Source organism: Arthrobacter bambusae, assembly GCF_030812595.1.
Taxonomy (GTDB): Bacteria; Actinomycetota; Actinomycetes; order Actinomycetales; family Micrococcaceae; genus Arthrobacter; species Arthrobacter bambusae_B.
Map to the genome: position 1 here is coordinate 129399 of NZ_JAUSSZ010000001.1, position 21988 is coordinate 151386.

Annotated in this window: 22 protein-coding genes and 2 pseudogenes; 12 read left to right on the top strand and 12 right to left on the bottom strand. The window is 61.2% G+C overall.

Going from position 1 to position 21988, the window contains the following annotated elements; all coding sequences use genetic code 11:
* Positions 1-19 precede the first annotated feature (19 nt).
* Positions 20-811 carry an ATP-binding cassette domain-containing protein gene (locus J2S96_RS00600; protein WP_306858871.1) on the bottom strand — a complete coding sequence of 264 codons (792 nt, stop codon included), beginning with the start codon at positions 809-811 and terminating at the stop codon, positions 20-22.
* A gap of 689 nt (positions 812-1500) precedes the next feature.
* Between J2S96_RS00600 and J2S96_RS00605 the strand changes: the two genes are divergently transcribed.
* Positions 1501-2184, top strand: coding sequence for a hypothetical protein (locus J2S96_RS00605; protein ID WP_306858873.1), 684 nt, complete (start codon positions 1501-1503; stop codon positions 2182-2184).
* 618 nt (positions 2185-2802) lie between these two features.
* Here the strand turns inward: J2S96_RS00605 and J2S96_RS00610 are convergent.
* The 4 genes from J2S96_RS00610 to J2S96_RS00625 all read right to left on the bottom strand — a co-directional run bounded on the left by J2S96_RS00610 (position 2803) and on the right by J2S96_RS00625 (position 5239).
* Positions 2803-3327, bottom strand: coding sequence for a hypothetical protein (locus J2S96_RS00610; protein ID WP_306858875.1), 525 nt, complete (start codon positions 3325-3327; stop codon positions 2803-2805).
* A 156-nt stretch (positions 3328-3483) separates the two neighbouring features.
* Entirely contained in the window at positions 3484-3687 is a 204-nt protein-coding gene (locus J2S96_RS00615) for a tautomerase family protein (protein ID WP_306858877.1), read from the bottom strand.
* A gap of 232 nt (positions 3688-3919) precedes the next feature.
* A complete protein-coding gene (locus J2S96_RS00620) occupies positions 3920-4360 on the bottom strand; it encodes a hypothetical protein (RefSeq protein WP_306858879.1) in 441 nt (146 codons plus the stop codon).
* 426 nt (positions 4361-4786) lie between these two features.
* Positions 4787-5239 (bottom strand): hypothetical protein, encoded by a 453-nt coding sequence (locus J2S96_RS00625; RefSeq protein ID WP_306858880.1) that lies wholly within the window; start codon positions 5237-5239, stop codon positions 4787-4789.
* A gap of 575 nt (positions 5240-5814) precedes the next feature.
* Between J2S96_RS00625 and J2S96_RS00630 the strand changes: the two genes are divergently transcribed.
* The 4 genes from J2S96_RS00630 (at position 5815) to J2S96_RS00645 (ending at position 9415) form a co-directional block, all read left to right on the top strand.
* Positions 5815-6351 carry a barstar family protein gene (locus J2S96_RS00630; protein ID WP_306858882.1) on the top strand — a complete coding sequence of 179 codons (537 nt, stop codon included), beginning with the start codon at positions 5815-5817 and terminating at the stop codon, positions 6349-6351.
* A gap of 196 nt (positions 6352-6547) precedes the next feature.
* Positions 6548-7003, top strand: a complete 456-nt coding sequence (locus J2S96_RS00635; protein ID WP_306858884.1) for a hypothetical protein — start codon at positions 6548-6550, stop codon at positions 7001-7003.
* 1107 nt (positions 7004-8110) lie between these two features.
* Positions 8111-8479: a hypothetical protein gene (locus J2S96_RS00640; protein WP_306858886.1), complete on the top strand. Its 369-nt coding sequence runs from the start codon at positions 8111-8113 to the stop codon at positions 8477-8479.
* A gap of 528 nt (positions 8480-9007) precedes the next feature.
* Entirely contained in the window at positions 9008-9415 is a 408-nt protein-coding gene (locus tag J2S96_RS00645; protein ID WP_306858889.1) for a DUF4265 domain-containing protein, read from the top strand.
* Between the two features lie 174 nt (positions 9416-9589).
* Here J2S96_RS00645 and J2S96_RS00650 read toward each other — a convergent pair whose 3' ends face one another.
* Positions 9590-10045, bottom strand: a complete 456-nt coding sequence (locus J2S96_RS00650) for a GNAT family N-acetyltransferase (protein WP_370872955.1) — start codon at positions 10043-10045, stop codon at positions 9590-9592.
* Here J2S96_RS00650 and J2S96_RS00655 point away from each other — a divergent pair.
* Positions 10007-10186, top strand: a complete 180-nt coding sequence (locus J2S96_RS00655) for a hypothetical protein (protein ID WP_306858893.1) — start codon at positions 10007-10009, stop codon at positions 10184-10186. The genes J2S96_RS00650 and J2S96_RS00655 overlap by 39 nt on opposite strands.
* Before the next feature lie 161 nt (positions 10187-10347).
* Here J2S96_RS00655 and J2S96_RS00660 read toward each other — a convergent pair whose 3' ends face one another.
* Together J2S96_RS00660 and J2S96_RS00665 are read right to left on the bottom strand one after the other, a co-directional pair.
* Positions 10348-10713: a hypothetical protein gene (locus J2S96_RS00660; protein WP_306858895.1), complete on the bottom strand. Its 366-nt coding sequence runs from the start codon at positions 10711-10713 to the stop codon at positions 10348-10350.
* Positions 10714-10717: 4 nt separating this feature from the next.
* Positions 10718-12493: an IS30 family transposase gene (locus J2S96_RS00665; RefSeq protein WP_306858897.1), complete on the bottom strand. Its 1776-nt coding sequence runs from the start codon at positions 12491-12493 to the stop codon at positions 10718-10720.
* A gap of 76 nt (positions 12494-12569) precedes the next feature.
* On the opposite strand from J2S96_RS00665, the pseudogene J2S96_RS00670 reads away from it, so the two are divergent.
* Positions 12570-12844, top strand: a pseudogene (locus J2S96_RS00670) (recombinase family protein); the annotation flags it as partial.
* 120 nt (positions 12845-12964) lie between these two features.
* On the top strand, positions 12965-13786 hold the full coding sequence (locus J2S96_RS00675; RefSeq protein ID WP_370872978.1) for a nuclease-related domain-containing protein: 822 nt from the start codon (positions 12965-12967) through the stop codon (positions 13784-13786).
* Positions 13787-15218: 1432 nt separating this feature from the next.
* Here J2S96_RS00675 and J2S96_RS00680 read toward each other — a convergent pair.
* The 4 genes from J2S96_RS00680 to J2S96_RS00695 form a co-directional block, all read right to left on the bottom strand.
* Positions 15219-15542: a carboxymuconolactone decarboxylase family protein gene (locus tag J2S96_RS00680; protein ID WP_306858899.1), complete on the bottom strand. Its 324-nt coding sequence runs from the start codon at positions 15540-15542 to the stop codon at positions 15219-15221.
* Between the two features lie 12 nt (positions 15543-15554).
* On the bottom strand, positions 15555-16412 hold the full coding sequence (locus J2S96_RS00685; protein ID WP_306858902.1) for an aldo/keto reductase: 858 nt from the start codon (positions 16410-16412) through the stop codon (positions 15555-15557).
* The gene (locus tag J2S96_RS00690; protein WP_306858903.1) at positions 16409-16843 is read right to left on the bottom strand and encodes a cupin domain-containing protein; all 435 of its coding nucleotides are present in this window, start codon (positions 16841-16843) and stop codon (positions 16409-16411) included. The genes J2S96_RS00685 and J2S96_RS00690 overlap by 4 nt, the downstream gene beginning before the upstream one ends.
* A 61-nt stretch (positions 16844-16904) precedes the next feature.
* Entirely contained in the window at positions 16905-18194 is a 1290-nt protein-coding gene (locus tag J2S96_RS00695) for a multidrug effflux MFS transporter (protein ID WP_306858905.1), read from the bottom strand.
* Between the two features lie 173 nt (positions 18195-18367).
* On the opposite strand from J2S96_RS00695, the pseudogene J2S96_RS00700 reads away from it, so the two are divergent.
* The 4 genes and pseudogenes from J2S96_RS00700 to J2S96_RS00715 form a co-directional block, all read left to right on the top strand.
* Positions 18368-18553, top strand: a pseudogene (locus J2S96_RS00700) (helix-turn-helix domain-containing protein); the annotation flags it as partial.
* 120 nt (positions 18554-18673) lie between these two features.
* Complete coding sequence (locus tag J2S96_RS00705; RefSeq protein WP_306858907.1) at positions 18674-20023, top strand: ABC transporter substrate-binding protein; 1350 nt, start codon at positions 18674-18676, stop codon at positions 20021-20023.
* Between the two features lie 60 nt (positions 20024-20083).
* Complete coding sequence (locus tag J2S96_RS00710; protein WP_306858909.1) at positions 20084-21052, top strand: carbohydrate ABC transporter permease; 969 nt, start codon at positions 20084-20086, stop codon at positions 21050-21052.
* Positions 21049-21963 carry a carbohydrate ABC transporter permease gene (locus J2S96_RS00715; RefSeq protein WP_306858911.1) on the top strand — a complete coding sequence of 305 codons (915 nt, stop codon included), beginning with the start codon at positions 21049-21051 and terminating at the stop codon, positions 21961-21963. Before J2S96_RS00710 ends, J2S96_RS00715 begins: the two co-directional genes overlap by 4 nt.
* The last annotated feature ends 25 nt before the right edge of the window (positions 21964-21988 follow it).

Here is a 21988-nt window from a genome sequence, read left to right on the forward strand (position 1 = left end):
ATCCTGTACCGGACGTTTCCTACAGATGCCGCAGGTATCTCTGAGGCGAGTCCAAGAACGATCGCCAGTTGGAAATCAGGTCGAGATCGGACCGGTTTCGCTGGCGGAGTCCCCACGGGCCGACTTCGAGGATCTGTGCACCTGGGAGGGCTGCGAGGACAGGGGAGTGGGTGGACATGATTACTTGGGAGCCTTCGTTGAGGAGCTCTTTCAGAACCGCCAGCAGGCTAAGACATCCCGCGAAGGAGAGCGCCGACTCCGGTTCGTCGAGCACCCATAATCCGCGTCCCTGGAAACGATTCACCGCCAGTTCCAAGAACGATTCTCCGTGTGACATGTCATGGAATGAGATGTCCGGACCCGACGTGCTCGGGTTCTTCTCAAGGTAGGTGAAAAATCCGTGCATCGTTTCCGCACGCAGGAAGTAACCCCGTCGTGTGGCGCCGGCGTTTCGGACGAGTTGGAGGTGATCGGCAAGCACGGATTCGGTAGCTCTGGTGCTGTGCCGGGCGCCTTTCGATCCGCCTTCCGGAGACAGGCCATAGGCCAGCGCGATCGCTTCCACGAGAGTGGATTTACCCGATCCGTTTTCGCCAACGAAGATGCATCGCGGTGCGGGTATGTCCGGATTGATGACCACGATGGCGACAGGCCCGACGGCACGGCCGCAGGCCCCGGCTGCGATCGTGTCGCTGGAGGGCGGGATAAGGTCGTGAGTGTCCGGCTGCACGGTGATCGTCGCGCTCTCCGATAGGGGCGGCGGTGCCGAGGTCCCGGTCTGTGTGGTCCGGGGCGAGGGAATGGATGGCATGGGTGAGTGGGCCGGCGCCGCCGCGCTCATGATCGAGCTAGACCCCTGGCCCGGTTGCTGTGGGGAACTGGCGCAGCCGGCCAGAACGATAACGCATGCGAAAGCAAGGGCCGCTGGCTTTGACTTCGAGACTGACCGCACGAGGCACCTCCCCCGGAGCGATCATCCTCCCCAGACAGAGGCCACGCAAGAGCTCCGGCCAGCGGCGTGCGAACGTCTCACCGCCGGTTGTCGCTGGGGGATCCTTGAACGGGCATACCACGGGTGGTCCTTGAACTGATAACGACGTTGATTCTTGGGTGATGGTTGCCGGCACAGTGAGCGTCGCCAGACTGGCGGGCGCCGAAGAGGTCCCCCGAGGAACCGGGCGCTGGTCATCGGCACCGTGGCGCTCATGGGTCCGGGTGGGTTGGCGTTCTGACTGTCCGGCCTCGGCCGCACCGGCAACCTGCGGGTTGTTGCGGGCATCACCGGTGGCTCGTGCGCGGTGCCTTCGCCCTCGGAAGCCGGAACCGCACGTGGCGACGCCGGGCCGCGTGCCGGGCTTACTGATCCGTCAACTGCGGACGGGGACGCGTTTGCAGCTCCGCTCCGAAAGCAATCGAAACCGGACGCGGAATATACACTTCAGAAGGCTCATTCCCGTCCGGAAGAGCGACCAACTTAAAAATTGCTGACAGGGGGCAGGCATGGGCGCGGAAACAACAATTGCAGGGTGGAACGAGCTCGGTCCGAGGCGGGCGTCGAAAGCCGCACGCGACTACGCCGCGCTGGGAGACCGGAGCCGCGTGCAAAGGGCCAGCACCCTGATTTCCGGCGTTGTTTCGCTGACCACGGCGTCCCTGGCCGGCATGGTCCTCGGCCGCGGGACAGTCGTAGCGCTGGCCGGAACAGAGCGCGCCTACCGTGTGCTGAGGGTGTTCAGGACGCTCCTGTTCGCGGCCTTGGGCCTTGCCCTCGGAACGTTGCCGGCAGTAGTCGTTCCTGATTCGTACAGCTTTGCTACCTTGATCGCACTCGAGGTGCTGATCGCCTGCTGGATCCTGGCCGTCGTGCCGTCCCTGAAGTTTCACCGTGAGCGGGGCCTCAGGCTCAACGGCAGGCGCTGGAAAAAGTGCCATGGCGTCATCCACTTATGGATCGTGTGTGCCTTGGCAAATCCTCCCGGCACCACAGTCGACGAGTTGGAAACCGCGCTGCGGACCCTGGTGCCGGGCATCGGTCCCGGCTCCGCTGCGATCGTGTTCGCCGTCACTGATGCGCAAGTCCAGGCCCTGCAACGCCTCGGATACACCCGGGACAGCGAAACCACAGGACTGATGTACCGCACGGCCGCACGAGCGTCCGCTACCGAGCCCATCAGCGCGAAGTAATGTTCGGTCTACCTGCCGTCTCCCCTCAGAGCTCGGCCATCAAATCTCACCCGAAAGGACGATGATTCGACAGGCAGTTCTCACAACTCAGTAGGCAGCGATCACAGAACGACGGTCCGCATTCTCCCGGTCCACAGTGTCCGCTCAACGATCCCAATCGGCCATCCCTTTGCCTCCGCTTTAGTGGTGACTACAGAGCGCGCCCACGCCGGTCCCAATCAGCTCTCGCAGCTTCTTCTTCCTCCCAGAACCTGCCATCGTGGTGGCGAACATATAAGAGGTAGACCAAGCCTGCCACACCAAATATCAAAGCTATGAGGCTCCAGTAGTCCCTTGAATCCCAGACAGTCGCCGATGCCAGCTGCATGATTACTGAAACGAGCTGCAGAACTGTCCATAAGGACCATATGACGAACTGCCAGCGAAAGGCGCCGCGCTTCATCTTCGGCTGTAGTCTTTTCCGACCCTTCTCGCCCGCGCTCATCTGCCGAGGCTACAACTCTTGATCACATTTGAGAACCAAGCCCGCAAGGTACCGGGCGCCCCCGTAAGGTGGTGGTTCAGCGGGACACTGAGCTGTCCGCTGGAGGATCCTCCCACCGGCATAGGGGTCCTACTTCATGGCCATGCCTCAATCGCGGCACGAGCTGCCTCTTTCACATTTCGGTCCAAGGACTTTGCTTCGAGCACGGCCGTAAGAAGCTCGGCAGCGAGAATGAACGCAAACGGTGATGAGTCGACCGGGTCAAACGCCGCGCGGTCAACGACGATGAGGCCAGCCGGCAACGGGCGGGCGACCAACCCATCCGCGACCGATCGAGCGAACTCGTCCGGCAAACCTGGAACCATGGAGCTCGACAGCTGGCTCGCGCACGAGGGGACTCCGGCGACGGTCTTTCCCGTGGCTCCAACCTCAACCACAAGTTCGCCCGCGCAGCTCGGCTGAAAAATGCCGCCCAAGAGGGCTCGGGGCATTAACCCGCCGCCAAAACGGAGAATCTCAACGACCGCACGACTCGGCCGGGCGCAGATCTCCTTCGGCCAACCGGGAACCGATTTATGGATGATGCGCTCCGCGACAAAAGCTGCTCCGAGCCCGTCCTGATCGATCCACGCTCGACGCGTTCCAGTGGCGATGATCATCGATTCTCCGTTAGTTGCGCCTGATTGGTAGGCCCACACTAAAGCCGCTCTATTGGTGCAACCTAGCAAACTGCGCCCGTGTCCGTAAGCCCATCCTCGAACGGCCACTACGGTGATTGGGGAGACGGATTTCCAGAGGTATTGCGCCGTTCCGGTTTAGACGGATTCGTTCTGTCCTGAATCCGCCAGGGTGATGCCGGCGACAGACCAGTTCTCGCGGGCGAGCTCGTGCAAGATCACCCGGATCGTGTCGGGACGGATTTCCATAACCTCAGCGTAAGTGGCCGTTAGCGCAGCCAGGAGCTGACGCTTCTTTTCAGTGGATGAGGGGGATGCATTGAGAACCTGAATGAGGGGCATGCACAGATTGTGGCACCCTCGGCGGAGGAATGAATGCACCCGAGCTCCTCACCGGCTGAGCGTCTCGAAGTGAGGAATCGCGCTACCGCCCGCAAGTGCACGCTGAAGGATCCCTGTCCGGACGGAGTGAAGGTGCTGTCAGCGTGGCAGTCGCCGAGTGAAGCCGTCCACTCAGCGTCCCCCAGGACGGCTAAGCTGACTGATGAGGGGCGGGTGGCGAAGCGGGCCAGTATCAGACCTGGGACGTGTGCCGGTAGGAAACGATCGCGAACAGGCTGCCCACGAGGGCTCCCGTGATGCCCGCGACAGCCCAAGGATTCCCGGCCAACGGAAAAAGGCCGCAGAATGCAACAGCCAATGCGCTCGAACTCATCAGTGCCGCGACTCCTGTGACAACAGCACGTGTCTTGCGGGTCGCTGCCTCGGTCACCAGGAACCTGGCGCTGATCACAACGCCGGCAACAACGAGCCCAAAGGTTCCCGTGACAAGCGCTTCAAGGACCAGGAAATACAGACCCCAGACAAGACCAGAAGCATTAATCTCGCGACCCCACGCGTAACTGAGAAAGAAAGCCAAGGCTCCGAGCATGCCAAGGGCGACCCCCAGGCAGACCAGCCTGCGTGATACTTTTCCGGTGCGCCACCATCCCGGCGTCGATCTATTTCTGACCATATTTCAGTACCGCCCTGTCGAAGGTTTGCTGCTTGGGCATCATATGTCGTGCCGGTCAAGGCGCGGTCCTTATTGCCAGTGGTCCGCCCATGACCTTTTTGAAGCCCCACGGTCAAAGCCGGAGGAAAACCGCAGGCACCCGGTAAGGGATCGATGCTTATGGGCGACGTCAAGGCCGTGCGCTTATCCCCATATTCAGGGTTCTAGGGACCTCCCCGGGAACCAATCGACATCCAGTTTCAGTTCATGGAGACTCTGCCAAGATAGTGGATCAATGGCGCGGGGCCATCTATTCGTTCTCCCATCGTCATACCGGCGTCCGGAGAAGGATCCTAAATCGGACACAGCGGCGCCCGTTGAGCCACCGGCTAACGGGCGGTCACCATATGATCAATTGGTGACCGCTCAAATCCGCTTCGCGACACGTCATGCCGTGGGGGCGCCTGGGCTCTGATACTTGCGTCTGGCTTTCGCGATAGCCTGGGTTGAGGCGAGCGAGGGATAGTTCCCTTTCGGGGCGATGCCCTTCTGAGCGAGGTAGTTGTCAAAGACCTCCGGGCTTCGCAGGGCATAACGCAGAACCCGTCGTTGACGGAGCTGTGGCGGCTTGCCGAGGTATTCCCAGGCTTGTCGGCCGGCCCGCTTCCGGCGGATCGAAAACGTTCCGAATGCTAGGGCCGTCACTGAGAACAGCGCAACAATCGCGACCGATCCTAGAATGCTGAACCAGAACGGCATGGTCGGCGAGAGCATTGCAGCGACCGGGACGACCAGGACCACAACCCACACTAAGAAGAAGAACCGGATGTACTTGTATGCACTCCTGAGTGTTAGTGCGGCTTCTTGGCCGATTCTCGGTTCCCACTCTTCGGTGAACATGTCAGTTCTTCCGTTATTTGTCACGAGGTGTACTTAACTCCCTTACAGGAGGGTATGTCGATAGCGAACCGCCGGTGCCGAAAAGGCCTCCTGCTAGGTCCCAGCCAGCCTTGTTGCCCTCGGCCACTTCTTTGGCGCCGAAGAAGGCCTCCCCGCCTGCGTTGCCAGCAGAACCGAAGCCGAGGGTCAGAACGCCCATGGCAAATCCGCCACAAGCAGCTTTATCGGTTTCACTGGGAGACGCATGGTGCCAGAAGCATGCTAGGCCATCGATCGCCGCACTGACGCCGCCGGCGGAAATTGCTGTACCTGCCGTCTCTCCGACCGCTGCTCCGCCTGCGACCCCCTTGGTAACGGGCGGAAAGTCAGCCACACCGTGTCATGCTCTCCCTCGAAGCAGGAAAATGCGGTTAGACCGCAGCAGGAGATAGCGTCCGGTGAGGGATCGGTTTACGGACGCCGCTGACCGGGCCGTGAGTCGGTCAGGCGGACTCGCGCATCTTCCTGACTCGCCGAGGTTATCTCCGTTGATCGCGCCTGCTCGCTGCACGGTGGAGGACCCGTAAGCTCTCCGCATGAATGCTTTCGACTCTGAGGCGGATCTTAGCCAGGATCGCGCCTTCCACCTTGTGGTGAACACGGCGGTTTCGTTGTTTTATCGACGGCAAGTGCTCGATGGGACAATCACATGGCTAGCCGAGCGGGGCTACCAGGTCACTATTTTGGATGCATCGTCGTGGTCGAGCACGACAGATATGCACGGGGCGATATCCGAGGCTCTTGATTTCCCGAACTACTACGGGCGTAACTTAGACGCCTTGAACGACTGCCTTCGGGATGTCATCTCGCATGACTACGGTTGGGACGCCAATGCAACAGGGTTCGCATTGGTGTTCATCGGCTACGACGCCTTCGCTTTGGCTTGTCCTGTGCCCGCCCAAGCCCTTCTGGATATCATCGCCCAGCGCTCCCGCGAAGCCGCTCTGTTCGGGAACAGGATGTTTTCCCTCGTACAGAGTAATGATCCTCGGATCCGTTTTGATCCAGTCGGGGCCACGCCCGTCCTCTGGAACGATCGGGAGTGGCTTGACTCCACGCGACTCGCGCCATAAGCCTAAGGAATCGTCTCATGGCATGGTCCGTCTCGCGCGTGCGTGTTCCATTGCACTTCACGGGTACAGGCGACCAATCGAGCACGCCCGTCCGGTAAAGGATCGGCTATCGGGCGCCCCGTGAAGGACCGCTATTCGGGCACGGCTATCGAGCCTCCCAATGGAGCAATCTAACGACCTCTGAACGATCTGCGCCATGATTGTGCCCATGACGTCGGATTTTGATTGGGCGCGCTTCCGTGAGGCATTCGGGGACGACCCCGGCGTGCTCCCTGATGGCGAGGTACTCGGAAGTACAGAACACGAATGGGATGCTGTGTTTACGATGCTGCACCGCAGCGGCTGGAAACTGACAACCAGTGACGGCCATTCACCACTGCCGCCCAATAGACACGGTCTCGCCGAACTTGAGAGTTTTGCTGTTTGGCCCGTCAACGGAATACGCATCAACTTCTTCCCCGGCCCGCACGCCGTGATTTTCGACCTCGACCTCCGGGAACTAGTCAACCAGGCCACAGTGGACGGCTTAGCCCACTTGATGAGAAAGCTCGGAACCACGCTTCGTCGAGATGTCGTGATTAGAGAAGAAGGTTCGAGTGGCGCGCCGGTCCTTCGCTACACCACTGCAACAGACCAGTTTTCACTAAGTTGAATGCAAGACGACCTCCGTGCGAAGCCGCGCCCAGAGCAGACCTCGGCCCGCCCCGGTGAAGGATCGGCTTAAGGGCGCACTCGAGCCGGATGACGGGGTCGAACCTTTTTACTATGGTCTTTCACGTTCCAGTCGGTCGATCCTGAAGTTATTGACGACCGAAAGAAGGATTACAACCAGCAGGACCGTCGGCGGCCAGTAGCCAAATCGACTGCCACCTGAAGCCGCGATAAACAACCCGACATCCACGATTCCGACGGGGATAAAGGTAAAAGCCGGTGTCTTCCTGTTCCAGAAACTAGCCATCAGTCCCCAATCCTTCTTTGGTCACGAGGGAGCGTTAGTTACTTGGGCCCTCTCTTGGCCAAGTCTCCATGAACTGAAACTAGATGTCGATTGGTTCCCACGGACGTCCCCAGAACCCTGAACATGTGGTCAGGGCATGGCCTTGACGATTCCCGTAAGCCGATCGGCTAACGGGCGCTCCTGAATATCTTCAGCTGACACGCTGCACCACCCAAGGGCCCAATCGCAGGAGCCCTTGCCCTGTAGATGGAATGGGATGACCATGAGCTTAACGGGCCTCGAAAGCGGACGGGAGTACTAATGAGCCGTTTCAGGAACTATTGGGTTTACAGTGTCGGCCTGGCGGTGGCCTGGGCGATTGCCCTCACGGTTGCGCTGTCTTTCCGCGGCCCTGAGGGTATACAGACATATCTCCTCGTGTTCGGGGGCTTCTGTATCGGGTGGGTGTCGACCACGATCGCGAGGTTTGTATACCCTCCGCCAAAGCGCTGGAACTGGCCCCAGCATCACGCGTGACCGGCAACTCGAGATGAGTAAGGTGAGCTCAGAGCGAAGTTTCTGGCGACGGATCCTGCGTACGCTGATGAACTTATTTGTAGACGGCGGCCAGCTGGCGCCTGGATGGGGCTTCGGGCGACGGAAGAATTAGCGCTCGGCCGCTCTTATCTGCAGGGACACGGCTTAGCCGCCCCAGGCCGATCCCTTACCGGACGCGTAAGGAAAACGTGACCAGCCCTAATATTGTGGCGACCTTTCCCACGGCCTACTCTGTGAGCCTGATCGGGAATTGGGGTGGGTCGAATGGCCGAAAAAATCAGACTCTCATTATTGACCGTTACGCTTTCGGCCGTCCTGTGTGGGTGCGCAGGTCCCGTCACGCCGATGACCGGAGCCTCCCCGGAAGCGCCGACCCCTAATGCTTCCGGCATGCCAATCATGCTTTATACGCACTGCGGGATCGAGGAATTGCGCGTCGACGACACGTTCTTCATTGCCGAAACACCGTTGAACGATGGTCAGGGTAATCCCCCTCCGGGATGGGGGAACCCTTATCAGGCCGGCACGGTGACTGTGTCCGGTCCACTGGCTGTATTTCGGGATGACAGTGGCCACGTCGTTACCTTCCGTGCTCGTCCCGGTGCCACAGGATTACCCAAGATCTGTTCCTGACGAGGCGACATGGTGCCCGGCAAAGGATCCCTCACCGCACACCTTCCATCTCCTATGCGTCGGCGCCTTTATCGTGCCTAAGTTCGGTACGCCGAGGAGTTCTAACGCGCGTCGCCTCTCGGCAAGCCTGGTGAGATGACGGCAGAAGTCGGAACGGCGATTTACGTTGGCGTAGGCGCCATTTTTTGTGATTCTGCCGGGGGCGGCCACTGTTATCTACCCGCTGGTTACGGGGCAACGGGGCGGGTCCAACGACCCAACTTCCGCACTCCTGGTTATCATCATTGCCGCTGCATCATTCGTCGTGCTTGGTGTGGTTTCGCAGTTTCGTCTCGACGAGTTCTGACAGGCAGTAGGGTCTCAGGTAATGGTGCACATCCACGGTACTGAATTGGAGCGGTTGATGGCCGAGATATCGGTGGAACGGCTGTTGGAGCGTCGCGGGTCGAGTTCGGGCACTTCGATCTGCGGTGGTCCGTGATGATCGCGACTCATCCGAACCCGGTGTGCCGAGCAGTGCCGAGTTTCATGCTGCACGTAGCGGTCGATGACGTCGGAGGCAGTGACACTTTCGAGCAACTCTGGACCAAGCGAGTGGGCGATGATCACTTCGAACTTTGTTGTATCCCGTTCTTCGCCTACGACATGGCACTCGGCGATGTTGTGCGCGCTGAGGCTGCGACCGGTTACGTGATCCAGTCGGTGGTTCAGCGATCGGGCAATGGTGTTGTGAGGGTCGCCGTCAAGCGACCCGAGGACGTCAACACGGTGCACCCGCGGTTACATGACCTGCTCGGCCGGTTGGAGTACTTGTGTGAGTGGTTCGCACCAGGCTATGTGGCCATCAGCCTTGAGCCGGCACGATCGCACGAGGAGTTGTTCACCGCACTTGCAGAGTTAGGCGAGAGTGTGGAGATCGAACGGGTTCTGATCTAGAACCTAAGCTGAGTGGCCCAAGAGGGCATCTATCAGTCCGATACGGTCGTCCACGGAAGGGACTGCTGCACGGATAGGCGACATCTGTTGTGCCTAGTCGTTGGGGTTGCATCCGGTTTCGTTGACTCCTTCACCTAAGACGATAGGTGACTGGAGCGTACGGTCAAGGATCGCTTACCGGGAGGCCTCGAAAAGGATGAGCTCTGACTGACCGTCGTCAGCGGTCACTCCGCGAATCTCCGAGAATCGGGCGATCGGCCGGAAGTTGAGAGCCTCATGCATCCTGATGGATGCCATGTTGTGTTCGTTGGTGAAGTAGTACACAGTCGAATCCCGGGACCAGATCCATTCCAATCTCGCCCGGGTTAGTGCAGAACCGATTCCTCGCCGGCGGAACCCCGGAGCGACTTCCACGCCACCGAGATAGTGGCCCGCTGGAGCGTTGCCTTCGGGATTCGGGTGGAGATGCGTCTTGGCCACGCCGATTACTTCATCCTGTGTGATAGCCACCAGAACGACACGGTCGCTCCTTGGAGCGACCATCTCGCTGGTCCAGCGAGTTCGTCCACTGGCATCACAGACCGCATTCACATGTCCCAGGTCATCCATGGTGGCTTCACGAACCTGCATAGGCACAGCGTACCGGGAGCGCTGAACCGCTCCGTCGTTCCCGTCCGTAAGCCGGTCCTCGACCGGACAGTCCGTCAGTGGATCTGCACCCTCGAGGCTCCGGGCCGTGGACTGTCCCGTAAGACCAGTCCGGTGATCTGACCGGTGAGGGGGCGGCGGATTCTAGGGGTCGACGCAACAATGGATAACTGCGGCACGGCGGTCGGCTGTTTCTTACAGTACTCAGAAGACGGAACGGAGTGACCGTTTGCGTTTGAACAGTGCTTCAGCAGGGAGTTAAGTGGACGGCTGTTCTACCCTGCTTAGCGGCCAATTTTGGGTGCTGTTCCCTTAGCCGTTAGGTACGGCCAAGTGATGATGAGCGCAATCGTCAGGCCTCCAGCGAAGGCACCAAGTGCGGGTGCGGTTCCAAATGAGAATGCCAGGATGATCGCCGGAATGATGAGGGCCAGTGCGATTGCCCAAAGCCCGTGACGCATCCTCGGCCTGTCATCCCGTACCCAGGTAGCGACCATCATTGCCAGCAGAATAGCGGCAAGGAATGCGACGCTTGACCAGTACCCTTTGTCCGCTGGGTTCTGAAGCAGAGCAAAAATGCCGGCGCCTGCCCCGACTCCCACGATCCAGGCAAAAACCATGGCCATGATCTTTTTCGATTTCGTGCCCAATTCATCACCTCATCGTCGGCGTCGACTGCATCTGAGTGTACTCAGACAGCGAACGGCAAGAGCGCCTTTCGGTTTGGAATAGCACTTCTGGAGTGAGATAACCTAGGGTTTTGCGGGGTCGAGTGTTTAGCTCTTTGCAGACGCTACTGACGTATTCATCGGGGTGCTTGGATAGATCGGTGCCTTTGGGAAAGTATTGGCGGGCCAGACCGTTGAAGTTTTCATTCGCGCCGCGTTGCCAGGGGCTGGACCGCTCCGCGAAGTAAATTCTGATGCCTACAGCCGCCGCTAGTTCCTGATGCCGGGCCATTTCCACGCCCTGGTCCCAGGTAAGTGTCCGCTTCAGGTGAGCCGGCAAGCCTGAGAAGGCAGTCATGATCGCTTGGTTGGTCTGGGCCGCGGTGTGTCCGTTTGGGAGGTTAACGATGATCCCGTAGTGGGTCTTGCGTTCGCGTAGGGTGACCATGGCTGATGCGGAACCAACCCCCACGATGAGATCACCTTCCCAGTGGCCGGCCTGTATTTTGGCATCAACCTCTGGCGGTCTTTCATGAATCATCGTCATGTTCCTCACGACGGAACCGTGGCCCGATCCTGTCCGCCAGCGGTGCTTTCGGATCTTTCGCCCTGTGCGCAGTCGAGTCTTGCCGTCCGTTCTTAACCCGCCATGGTCGCCGAACAATAGTGCTTGATAGATTGTCTCCGGACAGAGCCGCAGCCTTGGTTCATCGGGAAATTCCAGTGCTAACCACCCGCAGATCTGCTCCGGGGACCAATGACCGGTTAGCTTTGTTTGCACCAGTGCGTGCAGGCGTGGATTAGCCTGCAATTTCCGCTCCCTCGGCCGACGCCTCTGGCTGCGCGCATCGTGATCGGCGATATGCGGCAAGTAGCGCCCCCGGGGATCACGGTGCCGGTCAAGCTCCCGTTTGATGGTCGACGCATGCCTCCCCAGCTCCCTGCCAATCTGCCGTAAAGAGCATCCCATGCGGAGCAGATCCGCCATATGAAGCCTTTCGCGCAGGCACAAGTACCTGCCCGAGGGAGGTTTAAGGCTGGCCCGTGGTTGTTCCGCCCTCTGGTTCCGAAACCGTGTCCCGATAACCCTGCTCACGCCCAATATCCTGCAAGCGGCAGCATTAGAAGCACCGGAGCTCACCAACTCCCAATATCGTGTCTCCCGCAACGCGCGTCGCTTTTGTGCTGGAGACAAAGGAGCTGCAACCCTCTCGGCAACGATCCTCGCGGTCCGAATCGCGTCCCGCTCGGCTTTCAGCAGACGTGCTTTCTCGACTTCCAGTTCTTTTTTCCGCTGGGTTTCCCACCTGAGGGAGGTCCTCCGCGACAGTCGTAAAACGTTTATGACCTCTGCCAGGGGCAGCTGGCTTCGCAAGGTGATGAAACGACGGTAGACCCACCGGTACCCAGTTGTATGCTTTACGCCTGCTGATGTGGCAGCAGCCAATACGCTCATGCCGCTGGAGTATGAGGACCAGAACGCTTCCTCAACAGCTGGGGCGACTTGGAAGTGATGGCGCCCGGAGCCTCTCAGGAAGCGTTCGTTCCATTTCTCCGCATTGCGCGAGGTGAACCCCAGTTCGGTCTGGGCAGCTACGTGGTCGAGGCCTTGGCTGCGGAATCGGAGGTACTCATCACGCAACCACCGGTAACCGGTCTCCTTACCGACTCCAGTCACCCGTACTGATTCTCTGAAACTCTTGCCTTCCTTGATGAGGGCAAGAAACCTAACACCCGTGGGCGAATCGAACTGTTGATACATCGAAGGAACTCCCTGGATTGGGTGTTGCTTCGATCAACAGAATCCGGGGGGCCATATATGGCACGCTGCTCTACACATATCTGAACTGCTGGTCGGTTACGCAAGAGTCTCTCTGAGGAACAGGACCTCACCGCACAGTGGGATGCCCTGTCAGCTTTGGGTATTGAGCTCAAACGGATCTATGTCGAGCACGGTTTCACCGGTAGAGACAGGAACCACCCGGGGTTGCGTGAAGCTCTGGCCGCTTGCCGCGCCGGCGGCAGCTTCGTGGTGACCAAACTGGACCGGCTCGCCCGCTCCGTCCGGGACGCGCATCAGATTGCTGACGACCTCGCCGGGCGTGAAGTGAAGGCTCCTGAGCATCTTGCCGTCGTGAGTTCTTCCGATCGGGGCCTTCCGTTGGCAGACTGTTCCCGTGCCCAAGAGAATTCTCGTCTTCTGCCCAACTCCGATGACTCACGGCGCGTGCTCGTGAAGCAGTTGCGGCTTCGGTATGCCGGAACCTGCCGGATGTGCGGCGCGTCTCTTCCTGCAGGGACGGAAGCGACGTACGAGAGCGAGACGAAGACGGTCTTGTGCCTCGCGTGCGCCCGCGAGGCAACGGGACCCCTACTTCCGGATCTCGAACACCCGTCCGCCGAGCTCTCGCCCGCAGGGTCCGGAGTAGCCGGGTCCTCGGCACGACGCGAATACGAGCGGCGCACGGCCAAAGATGAGGCGAGTCTCCGCGAGAAATGGGGTCGCTTGGGTGGCCTCGCCGTCGCACTCTCGGACGAGCGGCAAAGCACCAAGGCCTGGGAGCGGGGTGCCATCGGTGAGGAGCGCCTCGGGACCCGGCTCGACTCCCTGGCCACCGACAGCATCGCTGTTCTTCACGACCGTCTTATCCCCGGTTCGAAAGCCAACATTGACCATATCGTCATCACCGGCAGCGGGATTTGGGTGATCGACGCCAAGCGGTACAAGGGCAGGCCCGAGCTGAAGGTCGAGGGCGGGATCCTTCGACCGCGCGTCGAAAAGCTTCTCGTGGGCCGGCGCGACTGCACGAAATTGGTCGACGGGGTCCTCAAACAGGTCGACGTGGTGCGCAACCTCCTCACGGATGTCCCGGTCACCGGGGCGCTGTGTTTCGTCGAAGCCGATTGGCCGCTCATCGGGGGTGCATTTGCAACCCGCGGAGTTCACGTACTGTGGCCGCGGCGGCTAGCCGAACATCTGGTAAAGGAGACAGCCGGAGACATCGATGTAGGCGCCATTCGCGGGTCGCTCACCGCTCTCCTCAAATCTGCCTGACAATGCCAAAGGGCAGCTTTCCCGGCCACGTTCGGAACTATCAGCCTGCCGGGAGGGACGGGCACGCCAGTTAACCTAGTCCCTGTGCGTGGCTTGGGCATGTGTTTTGTATTCGTTGACGGGCCGGCTGGACGGGCGGTTTATTGGTTCGGGACCTGATTCCTCGGTCGTCCGTCCAACCCGACATGCCAAGGCCCTGGGTTTCCCTGCACACCTTCGGGCGAGGTTCACCCATGCTGCGGTTTCATGACGTTTGCCTGATCCAAGGGCCGGTCATGCAGTGGTTCGTTGTTGGAACCATGAATGTTCGAAGGAGGTGAGCTACTGATGAACTGTGACCGGACCGTCGAGTCATCCCTGGACGGCGGGGCGCCAGCGGGAGTGAATGTGGCCGCCTGTGCCAGGCTCGCCTTGAGCCTGTCCGGAGCGTGCGACGGCACATAAAAGGGGGTGTGCACAATGTGCACACCCTGGCGGTCGGACTCGGCCGTACCGGTGCCGGACCGGGCCGTACTCGGCATGTTTTGGGAAGTTCCCTGTGTTTCCGGGGGAGGGAACCCGGTTCGAGTCCCACCTCGGGCACAGCATAACCCCACGTCAGAGGGGTTTTTGCTTTTAAGTGTGTACAAAGCTTGACATGTGCCTCTGCGTCATCGTCCCTGTTGGTGCCTGGCCGCCGGGTGCGGTCTGTTCAGTTTGGGTGGGGGCGAGTTCAGCGTCCTGGCTGGTGGGCGCTCCGCTTGCTCTCAGATGGTGTCACGCGGATTCCTCCTTCGGTTCTGTTCGGTAGGTCCGGGGTGGCCTACACCTGTTCATGGGGTCGGGGATTTGGCACGACATGACTTCGAGAGATTTCTGTTTCGTCGGTCCGTGCCATGCGATTTCCGTCCCGCTGGGGACTAATAGTATTTTTTCGGCCTTCCCGCCGAGGGCATTTCTACTTGTCTCCGGCTCTCTCCTCACTTTCCATGGGCCAGGGATTTGCTGGCTCCCGCTTCTTGTGAATGGATGTCTGCGGTCTCGGGAACATGGCTTGTGACGGGTCGGTGTGCCCGCCCGCGGGTCCTCTCTTGTCCATTGCCTCTGTTCCTGTGCTTGGTGCCGATCTTTCTTTGTTTGCTACTTGTTCATGGCAATCGCGAAGCCGAGCGGCATGATCCGATGAAAATTAGTGCAGGCTTCTTTTGAGAGGCGGCAACTCCACGGCCACCCTGGGATGCGCTGCAGCGCGTCAGGCCGCCCGGACGATGGGTAGCTCCGCCGCCCTCGCCTCGTTTATCGACTTCCTGCAAGCCAATTAAGTGAGATCAGTTGGGCCTGGGTTCGTCGACCTGAGATTTGGAGGCGCCGAGTCGGGGGGGGGGCAGCTTCGTTTCGCGCCGGTTTGGGGGCGCCGGTCGAGTGGGCGGTGCCCCTCTCGTGCCTCTGCTGTTTAGGCCCCGTAGATTTCCTTTGCCATGCGGAACGCGGCCCACGCTTTGGGCCAGCCGGCGTAGAACGCCGCGTGTGTCAGCACCTCGGCCGTTTCCTCGGCTGTGACGCCGTTGGCTTTGGCGAGTCCTATGTGGTGCTGGAGCGAGCTGTCGAGCACTCCGCTGGACATCAGTGCGGTCACAGTGACGATGCTGCGAATGCGCGGTGAGAGCTGCTCCTCGCGGGACCAGACCTGTCCGAAGAGAACATCGTCGTTGAGTCCGGCGAACGTCGGGGCGAAAACGCCGAGCGCGTCCCTGCCTGCCGTTACTTTTTCGGCCATAGTGGTGCTCCTCTACTTTCCGGAATAGACGGGGAATGCGGCCTGCTCGCCGTAGTCTGTGTCATGGAGAGCCCGCAGAGCTTCCATGTCCTCGTCGGAGATGGTGAAGTCCACCCGGGCGTTGGAGCGCATGTGCTCAGGGTTGCTTGTCTTGGGCAGCGACACGGTGCCGAGCTGCAGTGTGTAGCGGATGCACAGCTGTGGCACGCTCGCACCGTATTTCTCGGCGATTCTCGCGATGTCCTGGTTCTCCAGGATCTCGCCGTGGGCGATGGGGGAGTACGCCTCCACCGCAATGCCCTTGGACTGGCAGTAGTCGATCAGTTCCGAGGGGGTGTTGCCGGCGTGCACCAGGATCTGGTTCGCGTGCGGCGCGATCGTGCCGTGCTGGAGGATGTTTTCCAGGTCGGTCTGCAGGAAGTTGGACACGCCGATCGCGCGGATCTTCCCCGCTTGATGTGCCTCCTCGAGCGCCTGCCATGCGGCGAGGTTGCCCGCGGAGTAGTCGCCTCCACGGAAGTCGTTCCATGGCTGCGGCGCATGGATGAGCATCAGGTCGATGTAGTCCAGGCCCAACTTCTGGAGCGACCCGTCGATCGCGGCGAGGGCCTCCGTATAGTCCTTGATTTCGGCCGCTAGCTTGGTGGAGACGAAGAGTTCGTCGCGGGCGATGCCGGAGGTGCGGACGCCTTCGCCGACGCCTCGTTCGTTGCCGTAGGCCTGCGCGGTGTCAATGTTGCGGTACCCGATCGAGATGGCCTGGCGCACGGCGTCGGCGGCCTTGTCGTCGTCGATGAACCACGTGCCCAGCCCCAGCTTCGGGATTTCGACGCGGTTTGACAGGGTGAGGGTCTCGTTCAAAATGTTCATGCGTGATCTCCGTTCTTGGGTAGCTCGCCGTACACCTCGTCGGTGACGGGTTCGAGCCATTCGTTGTTGACGCCTTCGCCCGGGGTGATGAAGGCGACGTGGGAGAACCACGAGTCTGCCTTCGCGCCGTGCCAGTGCTTGGTGCCGGCAGGGACATGGATCACCGTTCCGGGCTCCAGGCTGATGGGCTCCTTGCCGTCGGCTTGGTACCAGCCGCTGCCCGCGGTGCACAGCAGGATCTGGTCCCCTCCGCCGTCGGTGCCGTGATGGATGTGCCAGTTGTTGCGGCATCCGGGCTCGAAGGTCACGTTGGCGACCGGAACCCTACCGCCGGCGAGCGGAGCCAGGTAGCTCTGGCCGGTAAAGAACTGAGCGTAGGCGTCGTTCTTCTCGCCGAGCGGGAAGATCTGGCCGAACACGTTGTCGTTCATTGAATTCCTTTCAGTTCCGTTGAGTGGAGGGGTTGGGCGTACCGTTCGCTCGCCCACCGGGTTAATGGCCGGGGACGCTAACTGCTTCCGACGCAAGTGGTTCTGCGGACGTGTTTGCCGCCGACGCCGTCGCCGGACTCGGGCGCGACGAGCGCGGAAGGAGAGCCAGCCCGGTCGCCGCCGCCAGGACGATCGAAACGGCCATCACCAGGCCGAGGGGGAGGATGCTTAGTGCTCCGGCGAGGCCGACCAAAGGGGCCGCAAGTCCCCCGAAGGCGAAGCGTGCGGCACCGAGGAACGATGATGCGGCTCCGGCGATGTTCGGGTAGCCGGCTAGCGCGATTGTGGTCGAGGGCGGGCTGGTGACGGCGGTCCCGCTAACCAGCAGAAGCAGCGAGACCATCACGGCGGCCAGGGGCAGGTGGGTGATACCGGCGAGGAGTATTCCTGCTGCTCCGGCCGCGCACATGGCTAGGCCTGCTACGAGGGTTCCGGTGATGCTCCAGCATTCGCTGGAGCGTCCGGCAAGATAGCCGAAAACCATAAATCCGGCCGAGTTCAGGCCGAAGGCCATGGCGTACTGCTGGGGTGACAGACCGTAGACACCTTGCAGAACGTAGGTGGCGCCGCTGAGGTAGGCGAACAAGGCGGCGTAGACGAACCCCTGGACTAAAACAGCCCCGACGAACCTGCGGTCTCCGAACAGCACCCGAATGTCGTGGCCCACCTGCCCAAACCCACCCGCGGTGCGTGATCCGCTGGGCAGGGTCTCGCGGAACCCGAAAATGACGCTGGCGAGAATCAGCGCACCAATGGCGGCAAGGACGAGGAACAGGCCGCGCCAGTTCATCACGGCCGACAATGCACCGCCCAACAAAGGACCGACGATGGCGGCAAAGCCGCCGATGACGGTCAACTTACCGTAGAAGCGGATCAGCTGGCGGCCGTCGTACAGGTCCCTGCCCGCTGCCTGTGCGATGACGATGCCAACACCGCCGGCCAGGCCCTGGACCAGACGGCCAAGAATCAGCAGCTCCACGGTTGGGCTCGCCGCGCACAGTGCCGAGACAACAACGTAGGCCGCCACCCCGACCAGGAGCGGTGTGCGCCTGCCGAACCGGTCAGACAAGGGCCCGGCGACCAGTTGCCCCGCCGCCAGGCCCAACAGGCACGCTGTCACCGTCAGCTGAGCCAGGGACGTCTGCGCCCCAAGTTCGGCGGTCAGGGCCGGGAGTGCCGGAAGGTACAGATCCATGGAGATCGGTCCGAAGACGGTCAACACGAGCAGCAGGGCCGCCAGCCACCGGCCATAGCGGCTCTTACGATCGAAGAAGGGCAAGGAATCAGACATATAACCAGCAAAACCCACGCGCAAGCACCGAGGAAGTCCCTGGCAAGAGGTGTACTCGCGGGGCATCCCTCATTCGCCCGGATCGTCGTAACGTCAAAGGGATGGACAACCGAGCCGAGGTACGCGAGTACCTCATGTGACGATGAGCCAAGCTCACCCCCGAACTTGCCGGAATACCCTCAGGGCCCAATCGACGCGTGAAGGGACTGCGCCGTTCCGAGGCCGCGATGCTCGCCGGTGTCAGCGTTGACTACTACGCCAAACTCGAGCTCGGAACCATAGCCGGGGCCTCCGCGTCCGTACTGGATGCCCTTTCCGACGCACTGCAACTCGACGAAACCGAACGAGCGCATCTGCTTGTTGAGGAACATCAGCGCGGCACGTCGGGATTATCCAATCCTGATGCCCGCCCAGTCCCGCACCTCGACACGGCAGTCGAAGCGCGGCTGCGCACCCCTTGAAGAACAAAGGAGTCCTTAATGCGCCCGAAAATACGTGCGGCCTCACTGGCTGTCGGCGCCCTGTGTATCGTGCTCTCTGCTTCGGCCTGTTCCGGCGCCGGTGGCGGCACCGCGGCCGGGGATCAGAACAGCATCAATGTCCTGATGGTGAACAACCCTCAGATGGAGGATCTGCAAAAGCTCACCGCGGATAACTTCACCAAGGAAACCGGGATCAAGGTCAACTACACCATCCTCCCTGAGAATGACGTGCGGGCCAAGATCAGCCAGGAGTTCTCCAGTCAGGCCGGACAGTACGACGTCGCGTCTTTGTCCAATTACGAAATCCCGTTCTACTCGGCAAACGGCTGGCTGGCGCCGCTGGACAGCGTCGCGAAAGACGCGTCCTTCAACCAGGCCGACATCCTTCCGGCCTACACGGCTTCTCTCACCGGCAAGGACGGCAAGCTCTACGGCGAGCCGTTCTACGGAGAGTCCTCCTTCCTGATGTACCGCAAGGACATTTTCGACGCGAAGGGCCTGACCATGCCGGCGAAGCCCACCTGGGACCAGGTCGCCGATCTGGCTGCCAAGGCTGACGGGGCTGCTCCGGGGATGAAGGGCATCTGCCTGCGTGGCCAGCCGGGTTGGGGCCAGGTCTTCGCGCCGCTGACCACCGTCGTGAACACCTTCGGCGGCACCTGGTTCGACAAGGACTGGAACGCGAAGGTCAACGCTCCCGAATTCACCGCCGCCACCCAGTTCTACGTGGACTTGGTCCGTGCCCACGGTGAAGCCGGGGCTGCCCAGGCTGGCTTCACGGAATGCCTGAACAACATGAGCCAGAGCAAAACCGCCATGTGGTACGACGCCACCTCGGCCGCCGGTTCCCTTGAGGCGGCTGACTCACCCGTGAAGGGGAAGATCGGCTATGTCCAGGCTCCGGTGAAGGAAACCAAGTCCTCGGGCTGGCTCTGGACCTGGTCCTGGGGAGTTCAGGCAGCTTCGAAGAAGCAGGACGCTGCGGACAAGTTCATCGCCTGGGCCAGCTCCCAGAAATACGAAAACCTCGTAGCCTCCCAGCTGGGTTGGGCCAAGGTCCCCTCCGGCAAACGCATCTCAACCTATGAGAACGCCGACTTCCAGAAAGCCGCCCCGTTCTTCCAGGCCGAACGCACCGCCATCGAAAACGCAGACCCGAAGAACCCCGGAGTCCAGCCGCGCCCGGTTGTGGGCATCCAGTTCGTGGGCATTCCCGAGTTCGCCGACCTGGGCACCACCGTCTCGCAGGGCGTCAGCTCCGCGATCGCGGGTCAGGGCTCCGTGGCCGACGCGCTGGCCAAGGGCCAGGATGCCGCACAAAAAATCGGCGACAAGTACAAGAAGTAACAACCATCAACCGGTTCCATGGCCTGCCGTCGGGCGGGCCATGGAACCGCAGGAGATCAAATGACTACCGCAACAGCGCGCATCGCCCGCTCCGGGCACAGCGCACCCAAACCTTCCAAGAACGCCAAGGCGCGCGAACCTGCCCTGGCCTGGGCCCGGCGTGCGCCGCTGCTGCCAGCCCTGGTCTTCCTGATCATCGTCACCCAGCTCCCGTTCGTGGTGACCCTGATCATCTCGTTCCTGAACTGGAACAGCCTCCGCCCGGACCAGACCGGATTCGCCGGTTTCAGCAACTACGTCCAGGTCCTCACGGACCCCGACCTGCGCCAGGCTATCCTCACCACCGTCATCCTGACCGTCTCGGTGGTCCTGGTAAGCCTGGTCATCGGACTGGGCCTGGCCCTGCTCCTGGATAAGAAGTTCATCGGCCGCGGACTCGCCCGGACCCTGCTGATCGCACCGTTTCTCGTGGTCCCGGTCGCCGCGGCGTTGATCTGGAAGCACGCCCTCCTGAATCCCACCTACGGGCTCATCAACGGCTCCCTGACCTGGATCTGGTCCCTTTTCGGCAGCAACAACCCGCCCCAACCGGACCTGCTTTCCCAAGCCCCGCTGATGGCAGTGGTCGTGTCGCTGGTCTGGCAGTGGACGCCGTTCATGATGCTCATTCTGCTCGCCGGGCTGCAGTCACGGCCCATGGACACCGTGGAAGCGGCTCAAATGGACGGCGCAACCGCCTGGGACATTTTCCGCCACCTCACTCTCCCGCACCTGCGCCAATACATGGAACTGGGTGGACTGCTCGGCGCGATCTACATCGTGCAGAACTTCGACGCCGTCTTCACCCTCACGTCAGGCGGACTGGGCACCGCGAACCTGCCCTACGCGATCTACCAGACGTTCTACTTTGCCAACGAGTACGGCCTGGCCTCCGCGGCCGGTGTCGTGGTGGTCATCGGCACTATCGTCGTGGCGACCTTCGCCCTCCGCACCGTTTTCTCGCTCTTCAAGAAGGAGGCCGCACGATGAGCACCCTCACCCCTGCCACACCCCGCAACGCCGCCCGGCCCGCAGGATTCGACGGCGAACCGCGCCGCCGCGGTAAGTCCCGGATGGACCCCACCCGCAACAACACCGCCGCCGGTATCGCCGCGTGGCTGTTGGCGCTGCTGTTCGCAGCACCGGTCCTGTGGATGATCCTGACCTCGTTCCACTCCGAAACGGATGCCGCCACCAACCCGCCTTCCATCGCCGCGAACCTGACTTTGGATGCCTACAAGGAGTTCTTCGGAGCGAGCTCCGGAGTCAGCCCGTGGCCGCCGCTGATCAACTCCGCCACCGCCTCGATCCTGTCCACGGCCCTTGTGCTGGTCCCGGCGATCCCGGCGGCCTACGCATTATCAATCAAGCCGGTGAAGAACTGGACGGACGTCATGTTCTTCTTCCTCTCCACCAAGATGATGCCCGTGGTCGCCGCGATCCTTCCGCTCTACCTGTTCGCCAAGACGGTTGGCGCGCTGGACAATATTTGGTTCCTGATCCTGATGTACACCTCCATGAACCTGCCCATCGCCGTCTGGATGATGCGTTCCTTCCTCGCCGAAGTCCCGGTGGAAATGCTTGAAGCGGCCCAGATCGACGGCGCAGGGCTGCTCCTGACGCTGCGCAAGATCATCGCGCCGGTGGCCATGCCGGGCATTGCCGCGACCGCACTGATCTGCTTCATCTTCAGCTGGAACGAACTGCTTCTGGCCCGGGTCCTCACCGGCGTTGTCGCCGGTACAGCCCCGGTGTTCCTGACAGGTTTCGTCTCCAGCCAAGGACTGTTCCTGGCCAAGGTCTGCGCCGCTGCCGTGGTTATCTCCCTTCCGGTGCTGTTCGCCGGCTTCGCCGCCCAAGACAAGCTCGTCCAGGGCCTCTCGCTCGGCGCCGTCAAGTAGCAGACGCCTTTCCATTTCGATTCTT